11 protein-coding genes are annotated in these 14,403 nt (G+C 72.2%); 7 read left to right on the top strand and 4 right to left on the bottom strand.

Translation table 11 applies throughout. The features are described 5' to 3' along the window. The first annotated feature begins 225 nt into the window (after nt 1-225). From QCD66_RS26235 to QCD66_RS26225, 3 genes are all read left to right on the top strand, one after another. Entirely contained in the window at nt 226-2,262 is a 2,037-nt protein-coding gene (locus QCD66_RS26235; protein WP_375734800.1) for a hypothetical protein, read from the top strand. Next, nucleotides 2,249-3,157, top strand: a complete 909-nt coding sequence (locus QCD66_RS26230) for a hypothetical protein (RefSeq protein WP_375734799.1) — start codon at nt 2,249-2,251, stop codon at nt 3,155-3,157. Before QCD66_RS26235 ends, QCD66_RS26230 begins: the two co-directional genes overlap by 14 nt. Nucleotides 3,158-3,301: 144 nt before the next feature. Then, nucleotides 3,302-4,183: an SCO6745 family protein gene (locus QCD66_RS26225; protein WP_407566829.1), complete on the top strand. Its 882-nt coding sequence runs from the start codon at nt 3,302-3,304 to the stop codon at nt 4,181-4,183. A gap of 83 nt (nt 4,184-4,266) precedes the next feature. Here the strand turns inward: QCD66_RS26225 and QCD66_RS26220 are convergent, their stop codons facing one another. From QCD66_RS26220 to QCD66_RS26210, 3 genes are all read right to left on the bottom strand, one after another. Next, nucleotides 4,267-4,650: a VOC family protein gene (locus QCD66_RS26220; protein WP_364213739.1), complete on the bottom strand. Its 384-nt coding sequence runs from the start codon at nt 4,648-4,650 to the stop codon at nt 4,267-4,269. A gap of 196 nt (nt 4,651-4,846) precedes the next feature. After that, nucleotides 4,847-7,282: a phosphoketolase gene (locus QCD66_RS26215; RefSeq protein WP_375734798.1), complete on the bottom strand. Its 2,436-nt coding sequence runs from the start codon at nt 7,280-7,282 to the stop codon at nt 4,847-4,849. Nucleotides 7,283-7,344: 62 nt separating this feature from the next. Beyond that, nucleotides 7,345-8,439 (bottom strand): AI-2E family transporter, encoded by a 1,095-nt coding sequence (locus QCD66_RS26210; RefSeq protein ID WP_375734797.1) that lies wholly within the window; start codon nt 8,437-8,439, stop codon nt 7,345-7,347. An 85-nt stretch (nt 8,440-8,524) separates the two neighbouring features. Between QCD66_RS26210 and QCD66_RS26205 the strand changes: the two genes are divergently transcribed. From QCD66_RS26205 to QCD66_RS26190, 4 genes are read left to right on the top strand one after another with little or no spacing between them, the layout of a single operon-like run. Beyond that, complete coding sequence (locus QCD66_RS26205) at nt 8,525-10,183, top strand: FAD-dependent oxidoreductase (protein ID WP_375734796.1); 1,659 nt, start codon at nt 8,525-8,527, stop codon at nt 10,181-10,183. Then, a complete protein-coding gene (locus tag QCD66_RS26200; protein ID WP_375734795.1) occupies nt 10,180-11,625 on the top strand; it encodes an ATP-binding protein in 1,446 nt (481 codons plus the stop codon). Before QCD66_RS26205 ends, QCD66_RS26200 begins: the two co-directional genes overlap by 4 nt. 51 nt (nt 11,626-11,676) lie before the next feature. After that, the gene (locus QCD66_RS26195) at nt 11,677-12,615 is read left to right on the top strand and encodes a hypothetical protein (protein WP_375734794.1); all 939 of its coding nucleotides are present in this window, start codon (nt 11,677-11,679) and stop codon (nt 12,613-12,615) included. Nucleotides 12,616-12,618: 3 nt separating this feature from the next. Continuing rightward, nucleotides 12,619-13,371: a DUF6518 family protein gene (locus tag QCD66_RS26190; RefSeq protein WP_375734793.1), complete on the top strand. Its 753-nt coding sequence runs from the start codon at nt 12,619-12,621 to the stop codon at nt 13,369-13,371. A gap of 29 nt (nt 13,372-13,400) precedes the next feature. Here the strand turns inward: QCD66_RS26190 and QCD66_RS26185 are convergent, their stop codons facing one another. After that, the gene (locus tag QCD66_RS26185; RefSeq protein WP_407566828.1) at nt 13,401-14,384 is read right to left on the bottom strand and encodes an NAD(P)-dependent alcohol dehydrogenase; all 984 of its coding nucleotides are present in this window, start codon (nt 14,382-14,384) and stop codon (nt 13,401-13,403) included. Nucleotides 14,385-14,403 lie beyond the last annotated feature (19 nt).

Here is a 14,403-nt window from a genome sequence, read left to right as displayed (position 1 = left end):
GACCGGCTCCGACAGCCACCGAGCACCGCGCTCGGTGGCTGTCGCGCTTCCGGACCGATCGACCGGGCCGACGCCGGCGTGGGCAGGACTCAGCGCCCGTGAAGATCCCGAAGCGGTGGGACAACGGTCCCTGGTTGCCCGGGACAGCCGGCGGCTTCACTGCTTCATGGGCGGCACTGACGCGTGCCACCACGGGGCAGGCCCCGGCTGCGAAGGGAAATACCGATGACACGCACCTCCTGCGGTGCACGAGGTGGCGGCGTACGACGCAGAACCACCCGAGCCCGGTGGCGACGATCGACGGCGGCGCTCATCTGCGCCGCGCTCGTCGCCACCGGATGCACTCCCGGCGACGACGACGAGCCGGGCAAGGCCGGCACCGTCGACAGCGCCGCCGTCGAGGCGGTGGCCAAGGGGCTGCCCGACGACCCGGCACAGGCGGCCGAGCAACTCGTCGCCGACATCCTCTCCGACGACGCGGACCGGTCGGCCGCGGCGACCGCCGAACTGCTGCGCCGCTCCGGGCACGCGATCGTGTCCGCGAAGGGGCCGGTCGTGGCGGTGCCCGACCAGTTGGCGATGGTCGACGCGCCGGTCTACGCGGAGCTCGTCCCGCTTCTGGCCCGGGCGACCCGGGCCGGTGACCGCTACTCCGTCGAGGAGTTCGCGACCCTGCTCACCTCGGTCGGGCTGACCGAGAAGGACCCGACGTTCGCCCAGCTCACCGCCGCGATCGGCAACTGGGCCAAGGAGCCCGGCGACAACCCGGTCTTCGTCACCGCGGCGGCCGGCGTACGCGCCCTCGCCGCCCACCGTCAGCAGGTCTTCTTTCCCGGTGCCGACCCGGCGTCGGTGTTCCTCGACCCGTTGCAGACCACGCTGCTGCTGGGGCACGCCACCAGCCGGTTCGGCGAGGTGAAGCCGGGCGCCAAGCCGCAGGCACTGGGCCGCCCCGGACTGGTCGACCGGTTGCTCGGCGGCGGGGTCGCTCACGCCGACCCGGCCGGGCCCTGCGGCGAGTTCGCCGCCATCTTCGCCAGTCCCGGCGACGCGGCCGGCAAGGCCCACGCCGACTTCCTGAAGGGTGAACTGAAGGACCGGCTGTCCAAGGAGTTCCTCACCGAAGGCGGCAAGGAGGCCTTCGACAAGGCGAACGAGGCGTGGGGCAAGGCCGGTGCGGCGGCGAGCGCGATCCTGCTGATGCTCGGCGCCCGCCTCGACCTCACCGCCGACAAGAGCAGCACGCACTTCAAGCACCGGGCGGGCACCCGGGACGAACATGTCACGCTCACCGCGACCGCGCTCTTCGACGCGGGGATCGCCCTGGACAAGTTGGAGTGCTACGCACTGGCCGGGGTTGACGTCCCCAAGCCCGGCCCGATGAAGGGCATGACCATCAAGTGGGCCAGCGAGCAGCCACTGCTCGGCGGGTACCAGGAGGGTGGCAACCAACTGCTGAAGGCGGTGTCGGCGGACAGCGCCAAGTTCACCCGCGGGTCGAAGACCGGCGACGACGGTAAGGCGACGGTGGAACTCAAGCCACCGGTCGAGGACCCGGCGGGCGAGGGCGAGGAGTTGAAGGGCAAGGCCCTGTTCATCGCGAAGCTGGACAAGGAGAGCTTCCCGTTCGAGCTGGGCGACGCCTACGGCTTCCTGTCCAACGCCGTCGGCTTCGGTATCGGCAAGACCTTCGACCTGCTCAAGGAGGTCCTGGTCAAGGCGGGACTGCCGGCGCAGACCATCACCATCGAGGTCAAGTACCACGGCGCGGACATCATCCTGGCCCAGGGCAGCAGCGAGGTGAACCTTCTCCTGGCGAAGCTGATGGACGTCCACGTCGACCTGGTCAGCTGCACCGGGGTGGCCGGTCCGTTCAAGGGCACGGCCGGGTACGCCGGTGCGGAGAGCAGTGGCATGCTCCAGGCCGCCGGTGCGGTCACCGGGGTCAACGTGCCGAAGGGCTTCGCGGGCCAGGACAACGAGATCAGCGTCATGACCAACGACCGGGAGGGCCCGAACCCGTTCTTCATCATGAAGGGCGAGGGCGGCGCCCAGTTCCTCGACGGCGTACTGCGCTTCTATCCGTTCCTCAGCACCCGGTTCGAGGTGCTGGCCGACTACCGGGTCGGCCGGCCGGTCGGCGAAGTCGAGATCCTGCTCGGCGGCAGCAGCTTCCCGTTCAGCGACCTCTCCTGGCCCATCGTGCGGGTGCAAGAGGACCCGCGTTGCCCGAAGGTGAAGTACTCCTATGACGGCCTCTAAGCCCCACCGGGCGTTGCTGCTCGCCGCCGGCCTGCTGGCGATGGCCGGACTGGTTGCCTGCACCGGCGACGACGAAGGACCCACGATGGGCAATCGCGGTGACGCGGGTGCCCCGACCGCCGGGGGCGGACTGACCACGTTCGCCGGCCTGTACGTCTCCGCCGACGTCGTACCGGTCGCCGAGACCGAGACCCAGGTGACGCTGGCCAGCGCCCGCCCCTGCCAGGACCTGTCGAAGATGCTGGCCGCCGGCCAGTGGCGGCTGGTCGACCGGCTGACGTACGACAAGCTCAGCGACGAGGAACTGGCGCTGATCGCCGGCTTCGGCGGGGTGGCCGGCGACCTGCTCCAGCGCGGCGACACGCTGGTGTTCGCCGGCCTCGAGGGTGGTTCGGCGTGTACGGCGACGGTCTCGACCGTCCCGCGCGGCGAGATCAAGCTGGAAGGCGGGGACCTGCCGGGTACGACGCCGGGCTGGGTCGCCACGACGCGCTGCTACCGCTCGAAGTCGACCGGCGACCTGATCGTCAGCGTCTACTTCGACACCGATGCCAAGGTCGGCGGTCAGGGCCAGGTCTCGCTGGTCAAGTCCGGCGACGGCTACACGGTGGACACCGAGGACACCTCGTCGATCACGCTGAGCCTGCTGCGGCACAAGGGCCGGTACCTGAACACGATGTCGGCGGGATACGCCAAGATGAGCCAGCCGGAGGGCTTCGTCGAGTTGGAGCCCGGCGACTCGTTCGCGGGCAGCGCCACCCTCCAGGAGGGTACGGCCGACAAGTTGCCGGCCGGCGAGATCGTGCTGACCGGGCTGCTCGATTCCAACAGCTACGACGCCGAGATCGACATCTCCCTGCGGTTTGCCTGCTCCGGAGTTGTCGAAACCAATTAGGCCGGTGCCGGTCCGCGCGGATTGCCCCCCAACCGTGCGGACCGGCACCTCTTGTCCCGAAACGGGGGGACGGCGGGAACACGGCACGGGTCGTGTTCCCGCCGTCGGGTTTACTGGGCCGACGTGGTCGTGTGCGACAGTCGGATGATCATCGGACCGGAGGCGGGAGACGGCATGGACCGGGCGCGACGGATGTGGACCCTCTTCGAACCGGTACACGCGGTCACCTACTTCGCGCCGCAGGCCCGGGCCCGCTACGAGGCGGTCGGGCTGCGCGGCTACTGGCGCGGCTACTTCGCCGGCCGGGCCGCGGCGTTCGGGCCGGTCGGCCCCGGCCCGGTCCACGCCACGTTCTTCGGCTTCCACCCGGCGATGGTGCGGCGGGCCCTGCCCGACGTGTGGACCCGGGCCACCCCGGCCGACACCCTGGCCGCCCGGCTCGACGGTGCCCGGGCCGCGCTCGACGACGTACTCGGGTCGGTGCCGGCGGCCGACGTGGCCGAGGCGGCGGAACTGCTGCGGTCGGCGGCCGGTCAGGCCGATCTCGCCGGGCGGGCGCTGGCCGCCGCGCACGCCGACCTGCCGTGGCCGGCCGACCCGGTCGGGGTGTTGTGGCAGGCGGCGACCGTGCTGCGCGAGCACCGCGGTGACGGGCACGTGGCGACGCTGGTCAACGCCGGTCTCGACGGGGTCGAGGCGCTGGTGTGGCGGTCTGCCCTGGACAGCGACCGGGAGGTCCTGCAACCCAACCGGGGCTGGTCGGACGAGGAGTGGGACGCGGCCGCCACCCGGCTGGTGGAGCGTGGCTGGCTGGAGGTCGACGGCAGGCCGACCACGGCCGCGCGGACCGCCCGCGACGACATCGAACGCCGCACCGACGAGTTGGCCGTCGCGCCGTGGCGTGGCCTGGGCGGTACGGCGACCGAGCGGCTGGCCTCCCTGCTCCACCCGATCGCCATGGCGGCCCGCACCCACCTGCCGGCGATGAACCCGATCGGCCTCCCCGCCCCGCACCGATCCGCGTGATCAGGGATTGAGTCGCGCGGGTCGCCGGCGGGTCGTGGTCTCCACTCCCTGATCACGCGGATCTTCGAGCCGGTGGTACGTGCTCAGGAGTCGAAGGTGCGGGCGTGGCGGTAGAAGAACGGCCGGTCGCTCTGCACGGGTACGACGCACAGCAGGTGGCCGCCGGGCGCGCGCAGGATGGTCCAGCCGTCGTGCCGCGCCTCCTCTTTGGCGCCGAGCGCGGTCAGCCGGGCCACCTCGGCGGCCACGTCGTCGGTCTCGATGTCGAGGTGGTAGCGCGGGGCGTCGTCGACGGCCTGCACCTCGAACGCCAGCTCGTGGCCGGCGGCGCCGGGCAGCACGGTGTATTCGTCGTCGGCCGGCCGCTCGGGTGTCACGCCCAGGGCGGCGCTCCAGAAGGAGACGGTGGCGTCGGCCTCGGCACGGGGTGAGTCGACGAACACGCCGTACAGGCGGCTGCGATGCATGACCGGCACGCTAACAGCCACCGCCCCGCCGGCCCCGGCGACCCGTTCCGCGGAATCCCGGCACGGCCCCCGGCGCGCCGCCTCGGCCATGATCCGCGTGATCAGGGAGTGGAGAGTCCGACCCGCCGACGACACGCGCGACTTACTCCCTGATCACGCGGATCAGGCGGATCGCGCGACCAGGCGGATCAGCGGATCAGGCGGGGGCGGGCCAGCGCCAGCCGGTGATGCGGGGGTGGTCCTCGCCGTACTCGCGGGTGTGGGCGCGGCACGCGACGCGGGCGTCGACCATCCTCTGCCGTACCGACGCGGCCCGCCCGCCCAGCCCCGGCACCCGGTCGATGACGTCGGTGACCAGGTGGAAGCGGTCCAGGTCGTTGAGCATGACCATGTCGAACGGGGTGGTCGTGGTGCCCTCCTCCTTGTAGCCGCGCACGTGCAGGTTGGCGTGGTTGGTACGCCGGTACGTCAGCCGGTGGATCAGCCACGGATAGCCGTGGTAGGCGAAGATGACCGGCCGGTCGCGGGTGAAGATGGCGTCGAACTGGGCGTCGGGCAGGCCGTGCGGGTGTTCGGTGTCGGGCTGCAGGCGCATCAGGTCGACGACGTTGACGACGCGTACCCGCAGGTCCGGCAGGTGTTCGCGGAGCAGGGCGGCGGCGGCCAGGGTCTCCAGGGTCGGTACGTCGCCGGCGCAGGCGAGGACGACGTCGGGTTCCTCGCCGGTGCGGGTGCCGGCCCAGTCCCAGACGCCGAGGCCGCGCTGGCAGTGCAGGATGGCGTCGGTGATGCCGAGCCAGCTCGGCCCGGACTGCTTGCCGGCGACGACGACGTTCACATAGTGCCGGCTGCGCAAGCAGTGATCCATAGTGGACAGCAGGGTGTTGGCGTCCGGCGGCAGGTAGACCCGGACCACCTCGGCCTTCTTGTTGACGACGTGGTCGATGAAGCCGGGGTCCTGGTGGGAGAAGCCGTTGTGGTCCTGCCGCCACACGTGGCTGGACAGCAGGTAGTTGAGCGAGGCGATCGGCCGCCGCCACGGGATGTTCCGGGTCACCTTCAACCACTTGAGGTGCTGGTTGACCATGGAGTCGACGATGTGGATGAACGCCTCGTAGCTGGTGAAGACGCCGTGCCGGCCGGTCAGCAGGTAGCCCTCCAGCCAGCCCTGGCACAGGTGCTCCGACAGCACCTCCAGCACCCGCCCGCCGGGGGCGAGATCCTGGTCGTCGGGGGTGATCCGGCCGACGAACGCCCGGTCGGTGACCTCGAACGCGGCGTCGAGCTTGTTGGACTCGACCTCGTCGGGGCCGAAGAGCCGGAACCGGTCCGGGTTGGCGGCGATCACGTCGCGCAGCCAGTTGCCGAGCACCCCGGTCGCCGAGGCGTCGGGGCCGCCGGGCCGGGCGACGGTGACGGCGTACGCGCGGAAGTCGGGCAGGGCCAGGTCGCGCAAGAGCAGGCCGCCGTTGGTGACCGGGTTGGCGCTCATCCGCCGGTCCCCGGCCGGTACGAGCCGGTCCAGGTCGCGGGCCGGGGCACCGGTGGCGTCGAAGAGTTCCTCCGGCCGGTACGAGCGCAGCCACTGTTCCAGCCGGGCCAGGTGTTCGGGGTTGCCCCGGGACACCGCGAGCGGCACCTGGTGGGCGTGGAAGGTGCCCTCGACGCGGTGCCCGTCGGCCTCCCGTGGTCCGGACCAGCCCTTCGGCGTACGGAGAATGATCATCGGCCAGCGGGGCCGGTGCCCGGGGTGGCCGTCGGGGGAGGGTTCGGCCCCGGCGTGGCCGCGGGCGCGGGCCTGGTTGGCGGCTGTGCCGCGGGCGCGGGCCTGGATGGCGGCGATCGCGTCCAGGGCGACGTCGAGGGTGCCGGCGAGCTCCTGGTGCACCCGGGCCGGGTCGTCGCCCTCGACGAGGTACGGCTGGTAGCCGTACCCGCGCATCATCGACAGCAGGTCGTCGGTCGGGATGCGGTCCAGCACCGCCGGGTTGGCGATCTTGAAGCCGTTGAGGTGCAGGATCGGCAGCACCGCCCCGTCGCGGGCCGGGTCGACGAACATGTTCGACAGCCAGCTACCGGCCAGCGGACCGGTCTCCGCCTCACCGTCGCCGATCACGCACGCCACCACCAGGTCCGGGTCGTCCATCACCGCCCCGTACGCGTGCGACAGCGAGTAGCCCAGCTCGCCGCCCTCGTGGATCGAGCCGGGCACCTCCGACGCGACGTGGCTGGGGATGCCGCCGGGGAACGAGAACTGCCGGAAGAGCCGGCGCATGCCGTCCTCGTCGCGGCCGACCGACGGGTACAGCTCGCTGTAGGTGCCCTCCAGCCAGGTGTTGGCGACGACCGCCGGGCCACCGTGCCCGGGCCCGGCCACGTAGATCATGTTCAGGTCGCGGGCGACGATCGCCCGGTTCAGGTGTACGTAGATCAGGTTCAGCCCCGGGCTGGTGCCCCAGTGGCCGAGCAGCCGGGGTTTGACGTGTTCGGGGCGTAGCGGCTCGCGCAGCAGCGGGTTGTCCAGCAGGTAGATCTGCCCGACCGTCAGGTAGTTGGCGGCCCGCCAGTAGGCGTCGAGCCGGCGCAGCTCGTCGTGGGTCAGCGGGCCGGCGAGTTCGAGCGCGGTGTCCACCCCTGCGAGCCTGCCGGCTTCCGCCGTACCCCGCATGCCGAACGCCCGGATGCGCCGTGCCGTCAGCCGTCCGGCGCCGGTCCGGCGTCGCCGGCGGCCGCGATCCGGCGGGCGCGGTGCACCGCCCAGAGGTCCCGGACGATGATCTGGATCATGGCGGCGACCGGGATGGCGAGCAGCGCCCCGGCGATCCCGGCCAGCTCCACCCCGACCAGGATCGAGATCAGCACCGTCAGCGGGTTCAGCTTCACCGTACGGGCGAAGATCACCGGCTGGAGCAGGTGGTTCTCCACCTGCTGGTAGACGACGAAGAAGACGATCAGGACGATGCCCACGGTCACCGACTGGGTGAACCCGGCCAGCACCGCCACCACCGCCCCGATCGTGGCGCCGACCAGCGGGATCAGGTCGGTGATGCCGACGAACAGGGCGATCAGCGGCGCGAACGGGACGCCGAGGACGGTCAGCACGATGAACGTCGCCGTACCCGCGATCACACTGATCAGCAGGTTGCCGGTGAGGTAGCCGGTGATCGTACGCGCGCACTCGTGCCCGAGCCGGCGGGCCCGGCGCGCCCGGTGTTCGGGCAGCAGGCCGAGCAGGCCGCCGGTCACCTTCGGGGCCTGCAGGACCATCAGGTACGACAACACGAAGATCGTCACGATCGCGGCGACCGTGATCGCGGCGCCCCGGGCGATCGCCACCGTCGGGCCGCCGAGCTCCGTGACGTGGCCGCGCAGCGGCTCGACGTTGGCGCGTACCTGCTCGACGATGTGGTAGCGCTCGGCGAGCCGGCCGACCGGCCCGTCACCGGACTGCACCTGCTCCACGAACCGGGGCAGCTCGTCGGCGATCCGCGCCCCCTGCTGCGCCAGCGGCACCACGAACAGCGCACCGAGGCCGCCCAGCAGGGCGAACACGGCCAGGAACACCACCAGCGTGGCCAGCCAGCGCCGGCAGCGGGGCACGTGCTTCTGCAGCCAGTCGACCGCCGGGTTCAGCGCCACCGCGAAGAAGACCGCGACCAGGATCCAGACCAGGATCCGGCGGGTCGCGTAGATCAGCAGCAGCCCGAGCGCGCCGGCCAGCACCAGGCCGAGCACCGTCAGGGTCCGGCGGGCGGTGCGGCGTACGTCGTGCCACGCGTCTGGCGCCACGGGCTGCGACTACCCGCGCCGGGCGCCCTGATGCCCGCCGTGGTCCGTAGCCTGCCGGTAACCGGGAAAGTGCTTTGATTACCGCATGGCGAACCCGGCGATCCTCACCGTCGACGACGACCCGGCCGTGTCCCGGGCGGTGGCCCGCGACGTGCGGCGGCGGTACGGCGACCGCTACCGCGTCGTGCGGGCCGCTTCCGGCGCCGAGGCCCTCGACGCGCTGCGCGAGATCAAGTTGCGCGGCGAGCAGGTCGCGGTCCTGCTCGCCGACTACCGGATGCCGGCGATGAACGGTATCGAGTTCCTCGAGGCCGCGATGGACCTCTTCCCCCGCGCCCGCCGGGTGCTGCTGACCGCGTACGCCGACACCAACGCCGCCATCGACGCGATCAACGTCGTCGACCTCGACCACTACCTGCTCAAACCCTGGCACCCGCCGGAGGAGAAGCTCTACCCGGTGCTCGACACCCTGCTCGAGGCATGGCAGGCGACACCCGATCCGGCGATCACGGAGATGCGGGTCGTCGGGCACCGCTGGTCGGCGCCGTCGTTCGCCGTACGCGACTTCCTGGCCCGCAACCTCGTGCCGTTCAGGTGGCTGCTCGCCGACGAGCCCGAGGGCGGCCAGCTGCTGACCGCCGCCGGGGTGACCGCGAGCGACGTACCGCTGGTGGTGACACCGGACGGCAAGTCGCTGGTGATGCCGTCCGAGGCCGACCTGGCCGCGCAGATCGGCCTGAGCACCACCCCGGCCGCCGACTTCTACGACCTCGTCGTGGTCGGCGGCGGACCGGCCGGGCTCGGCGCCGCCGTCTACGGCGCGTCCGAGGGGCTGCGCACCATGCTGGTCGAGCGGCGGGCCACCGGTGGCCAGGCCGGCCAGAGCAGCCGGATCGAGAACTACCTGGGCTTTCCCGACGGGGTGTCCGGTTCCCAGCTCACCGAGCGGGCCCGCCGGCAGGCGCTGAAGTTCGGCACCGAGCTGCTCAGCGCCCGCGACGTCGTCGGGCTGGAGGCGGCCGGTTCGGCGAAGGTGCTGCGGTTCGCCGACGGCACCTCGATCGCCGCGCACACCGTCGTGCTCGCCACCGGCGTCGCCTACCGCCGGCTGGCGGCACCCGGCCTCGGCGAACTCACCGGCCAGGGCGTCTTCTACGGTTCGGCGACCACCGAGGCGCCGAGCTGCGCCGGCGCCGACGTCTACGTCGTCGGCGGTGCCAACTCCGCCGGGCAGGCCGCGGTCCACTTCTCCCGGTACGCCGGCCGGGTGCACATGCTGATCCGTGGCGGCGACCTGCGGCGGTCGATGTCGCAGTACCTGATCGAGCAGATCCAGGGGATCGACAACATCGAGGTGCACCCGTTCACCGAAGTCGTCGGCGGCTCCGGCGACGACCATCTCGAACGGCTCGAACTGCGCGACACCCGCGACGGGCGGACCCGCACGGTCGACACGTCGTGGCTGTTCATCTTCATCGGCGCCGAGCCGCGCACCGAATGGCTCGACGGTGCCGTGCGGCGCGACCCGCGCGGTTTCGTGCTGACCGGCCCGGACCTGATGGCCGGCGGCGGGCGGCCACCGGGCTGGGCGCTGCCCCGCGACCCCTACCACCTGGAGGCGAGTGTGCCCGGCGTGTTCGCCGCCGGCGACGTACGCGCCGAGTCGGTCAAACGGGTCGCGTCGGCCGTCGGCGAGGGTGCCATGGCCGTGTCGCTGGTCCACCGCTACCTGGCCGCCCAGTGACCGCGCCGGTGCCGGGCGGGGCCGACCTGCCGACGATCGGGGTCGACGAGCTGCGGACCCTGTTCCTGTTCGAGGCGCTCGACGACGAACAACTGACGTTCCTCAGCGGGCAGGGCCGGGTCGAGGCGCATCCGGCCGGCGCCACCGTCTGGGCCGAGGGCGACGACGCCACCTGCTTCTACGTGCTCCTGAGCGGCACGATCGCGTTGCGCGGCCGGGTCCGCGGCGAGGACGTCGAGGTGACCCGCACCGACCAGCGCGGGGTGTACGGCGGCGCCACCCAGGCGTACCTCGGCGACCGGGTGCCGCAGACGTACCGCAACTCGCTGACCGCGCTCACCGACGCCGAGTTCCTCGTCCTGCCCGCGCAGACGTTCGCCGACGTCATGCGCGACTGGTTCCCGATGGCGATGCATCTGCTGGAGGGCCTGTTCTACGGGATGCGGGCGGCCCAGAACACGGTCGGGGAGCGGGAACGCCTGCTCGCCCTCGGCCAGCTCTCGGCCGGCCTGACCCACGAGCTGAACAACCCGGCCGCGGCGGCCGTACGCGCCACGTCGGTGCTGCGCGGCCGGGTCGCCGGTATGCGGCAGAAACTCGCCATGATCGCCGACGGCCGGCTCGACGGGCGGCAACTGCACCGGCTCGTCGAGTTGCAGGACGAGGCGGTCAAACGGGCCGCCGACGTCCCGGCCCGCACGCCGCTGGCGATCAGCGACGCCGAGGACGAACTGTCGGACTGGCTCGACGACCACGGCATAACCGGCGGCTGGGACCTCGCACCCACCCTCGTCGCCGGCGGGGTCGACACCCCCTGGCTCGACCAGATCACCGACGCCGTCGGCGCCGACAACCTCGAGGCCGCCGTCCGCTGGCTGACGTACACCATCGAGACCGAGCTGCTGATGGGCGAGATAGAGGACGCCGTCACCCGGATCTCGACGCTGGTCTCGGCGGCCAAGCAGTACTCCCAGCTCGACCGCGCCCCGCACCAGACGGTCGACGTGCACGAACTGCTCGACGCCACCCTGGTGATGTTCAACGCCAAACTGCCCGAAGGCGTACGCGTCGAGAAACACTACGACCGCACGCTACCGGCCATCCCGGCGTACGCCGCCGAGCTGAACCAGGTCTGGACCAACCTGATCGACAACGCGCTCGGCGCGATGCGGGACACCGGCGGCACCCTGACCCTGCGGACCGGCCGGGTCGACGAGTGGCTCTGCGTCGAGGTCGGTGACACCGGTGCGGGCATTCCCGCCGACGTACGCCCGCGCATCTTCGAACCGTTCTTCACCACGAAGCCGGTGGGGGAGGGGACCGGGCTCGGCCTGGACATCTCATACCGGATCGTGGTCAAGAAGCACCACGGCGACATCCGGGTGGAGTCGGCGCCCGGCGACACCCGCTTCCAGGTGCTGCTGCCGCTGACCGCCGACTGAGCCGCGGTCCGGGAGGAGCCTCGCGTCTGTCCGATGTGGCATCATCGCGCGGTGACCGTACGGGGATGGCTGCTTGTCGGGTACGTGCTGTGCGCGGTCGCCCAGCTGGTCGGCCTCGCCACGTTCTCGCCCCTGCTGCCCGGCGCGGACACGCTCGCCTGGGCACTGCTGGCGGCGTACGTCGGCACCGGTGCCGGTATCCGGCGGCCGGCGGTCCGGCTCCTGCTCGCCGGCCTGCTGGTGCTGGTGCTGGACGCCGCCTGGAACTGGGCCACCGCACCGCAACCCGGCGTCGGACTCCAGTTTCTCGCACCGGCCCCGGACGCCGCCGATGCCGCCACCGAGGTCGGCGCCTTCGTCGACGGCCTGGGTGACAGCTGGCAGTCGCTGCTGGCCCTCGCCCTGCTGATCGCCGCCGTGGTGGTGCACACGCGGGCTGCCGCGCCATCCGGTGCGACGCCCGACACCGGTGCGGCGACCGCCACTGCGGCGAAGAGCCGGCGGTGGCCGGCACCGGCGATCCTGATCGCGGGTGTGGGCGCGGCCCTGGTCATCGGATACGTCGCCGTCGAGGTCGGCGCCCGGATACGGCCCGTCGACACCGACCGGCCCGCCCAGTTGGTCGCTGTGGCGCTGCCCGGGCTGCTCGCCGCGCTGGCCGCCGTGGTCGCGGCCGGTCATGCCCTGGCCGGGCGTTGGCCGGCCCGCCTCACCGCGAGGCTGTCGCTGGGCGGCGGCCTGGTGCTGCTCGCCGCGGCGGCGCTGACGATGTCCGCCGCCGCCATGGACACCTGGTGGTTCGACCACCGGGTGTACGACGTGCGAAGCGGCGCCGTCTACCGGAACTATCTCGTCGCCCTGCCCGGCACCGGCATCCCGTTTCCGGCGTGGGCGCTGTGGCAGTTCGCCGGTGCCGCGTTGATCGCGCTCGGCTGCGTGGCCGGCCGCCGTACCCCGGCGGCACCGGCCACCGCCACCGGGACGAGGTAGCCGATGCCGTCGGGGCACCTCATCGACGTGGCGGCCGGGAACAGGGCCACCCTGCGCCGCGCGGCGCTGTTCTACGCCCTCGCGGGTGTCACGCTCGGGGTGGCGGCGTTCGTCGCCGACGTGGTGCCGTTCGAGGTGGCGCGGTTCCTCACGCCGCTGGTGAGTTCCGGCTCGGCGTGGGGGCTCGTCGCCCTGGTCGTCGGCTACCTCGCGTGGAGCCACCGGTCGGCGGCCGTCGTCGGTGTCGGTGTCCTCGCCCTGTCCACCGTCACCTACTACGCCCTCATCCTCTTCGTCAGCCGACGCTGGCTCGCCGGGGTCCAGGCGTCCGGAGTGGAGGGTGCCGTGCTGGCGCTGCCCGGACTCGTCTCCGTGGCACGGGCGGCGGCGTTCTGGCTCGTCGCGTCCGTCGGCGCGGGCGTGGTCATGGGCTGGCTGGGGCAGGCCGTCCGACGTGGCAGCGCCCGGTTCGCCTCGGTCGCGTCCGGGACCGCGCTCGGCCTGCTGTCCGGCGAGGGCGCGTACGCGATCTTCCAGATCGTCGTCGTCTGGGGCGGGCCGGTCAACCCGTGGCAGTTGGACAGGCTGCTGTCCGCCGGCACGCAGGTGTGTCTGGCCGTCGTGGCGGTTTCCGTGCTGGTGTGGCTCCGCCGGCGGAGCATCTTGTGGTGGGTGTTCCCGGTGACCGCGTCGGCATCGGTCGCCGCCGGCATCCTGTCCTGGCATCTCGTGGACTCCGCCCGGATGGTGTTGTAGCCCGGCTGACCTGTTCCGTGCCCGCCATCTCAGATGGTGATGACCACTTTCGCCCGTGCGTGTTCGCTTTCGAGGTACCGGATGGCCTCGGGTACCTCGTGGAGCGGGTAGGTGCGGTCGATCACCGGGGTGAGGTGGCCGGCCTCGGCGTGGGCGCGGAGCGTGTCGAGGTGTTGCCCGCCGGGTGCGGTGGCGAGGTTGACGATGCGGTGCCGGACGAACGGGGCCAGCAGTTGCCCGCGGGTGAGGAGCCAGACGGGTCCGAGGAGGCTGCCGCCGCGGTAGACGCCGCCGCCGGAGAGCACCAGCGTCCCGGTCGGGGTCAGCGCCCGCCGGAGTGCGGTGAGTGAGCGGTTGCCGACCAGGTCGAAGACCACGTCGTGGCGGCGGGCGCCGCGGCTGAAGTCGTCCCGGGTGTAGTCGACGACGTGGTCGGCGCCCAGGGAGCGGACCAGGTCGACGTTGCGGGTGCTGCACACCGCGGTCACGGTCGCGCCCATTGTCTTGGCCAGTTGGACGGCCAGGGTGCCGACGCCGCCGGAGGCGCCGTTGACGAGGACGTGCTGGCCGGGCTGGACCTGCCCGGCGTCGCGCAGCCCCATCAGCGCGGTGACGCCGGCCAGCGGCAGGGCGGCGGCCTGCCGCGGCGTCAGGTTGGCCGGCTTGGGTGCGACCAGGGTCTCGGGTACACACACGTATTCGGCGAACGCGCCGTTGGCGTCGCCGAGGTCGCCGAACACGGCGTCGCCGGGCCGTACGTTTCGGACGTCGCTCCCGACGGCTTCGACCTGGCCGGCGAAGTCGCGGCCGCGGATGCGGGCCCGGGGGCGCGACCGGCCCATGGCGAGCCGGGCCATGCGGGGGTCGCCGCGCATGGCGTGCCAGTCGTACGCGTTGAGGGCGGCGGCCTCGACCCGCACGAGTACCTCGTCGGGGGCGGGCGTCGGGGTGTCGACGTCGGCGAGCGTGAGGGTGTCCGGGGAGCCGTACCGGTCTTGGACGATCGCTTTCATCTTGTTCTCTCCTCCTGTG

Source organism: Polymorphospora sp. A560 (genome assembly GCF_045781765.1).
GTDB classification, from domain to species: domain Bacteria; phylum Actinomycetota; class Actinomycetes; order Mycobacteriales; family Micromonosporaceae; genus Polymorphospora; species Polymorphospora lycopeni.
This window is presented reverse-complemented; position numbering and strand designations above follow the sequence as displayed.

Coding starts and splice junctions, on each gene's coding strand:
- QCD66_RS26235 (WP_375734800.1), top strand. CDS start 226: ATGACACGCACCTCCTGCGGTGCACGAGGTGGCGGCGTACGACGCAGA.
- QCD66_RS26230 (WP_375734799.1), top strand. CDS start 2,249: ATGACGGCCTCTAAGCCCCACCGGGCGTTGCTGCTCGCCGCCGGCCTG.
- QCD66_RS26225 (WP_407566829.1), top strand. CDS start 3,302: ATGATCATCGGACCGGAGGCGGGAGACGGCATGGACCGGGCGCGACGG.
- QCD66_RS26220 (WP_364213739.1), bottom strand. CDS start 4,650: ATGCATCGCAGCCGCCTGTACGGCGTGTTCGTCGACTCACCCCGTGCC.
- QCD66_RS26205 (WP_375734796.1), top strand. CDS start 8,525: ATGGCGAACCCGGCGATCCTCACCGTCGACGACGACCCGGCCGTGTCC.
- QCD66_RS26190 (WP_375734793.1), top strand. CDS start 12,619: ATGCCGTCGGGGCACCTCATCGACGTGGCGGCCGGGAACAGGGCCACC.
- QCD66_RS26185 (WP_407566828.1), bottom strand. CDS start 14,384: ATGAAAGCGATCGTCCAAGACCGGTACGGCTCCCCGGACACCCTCACG.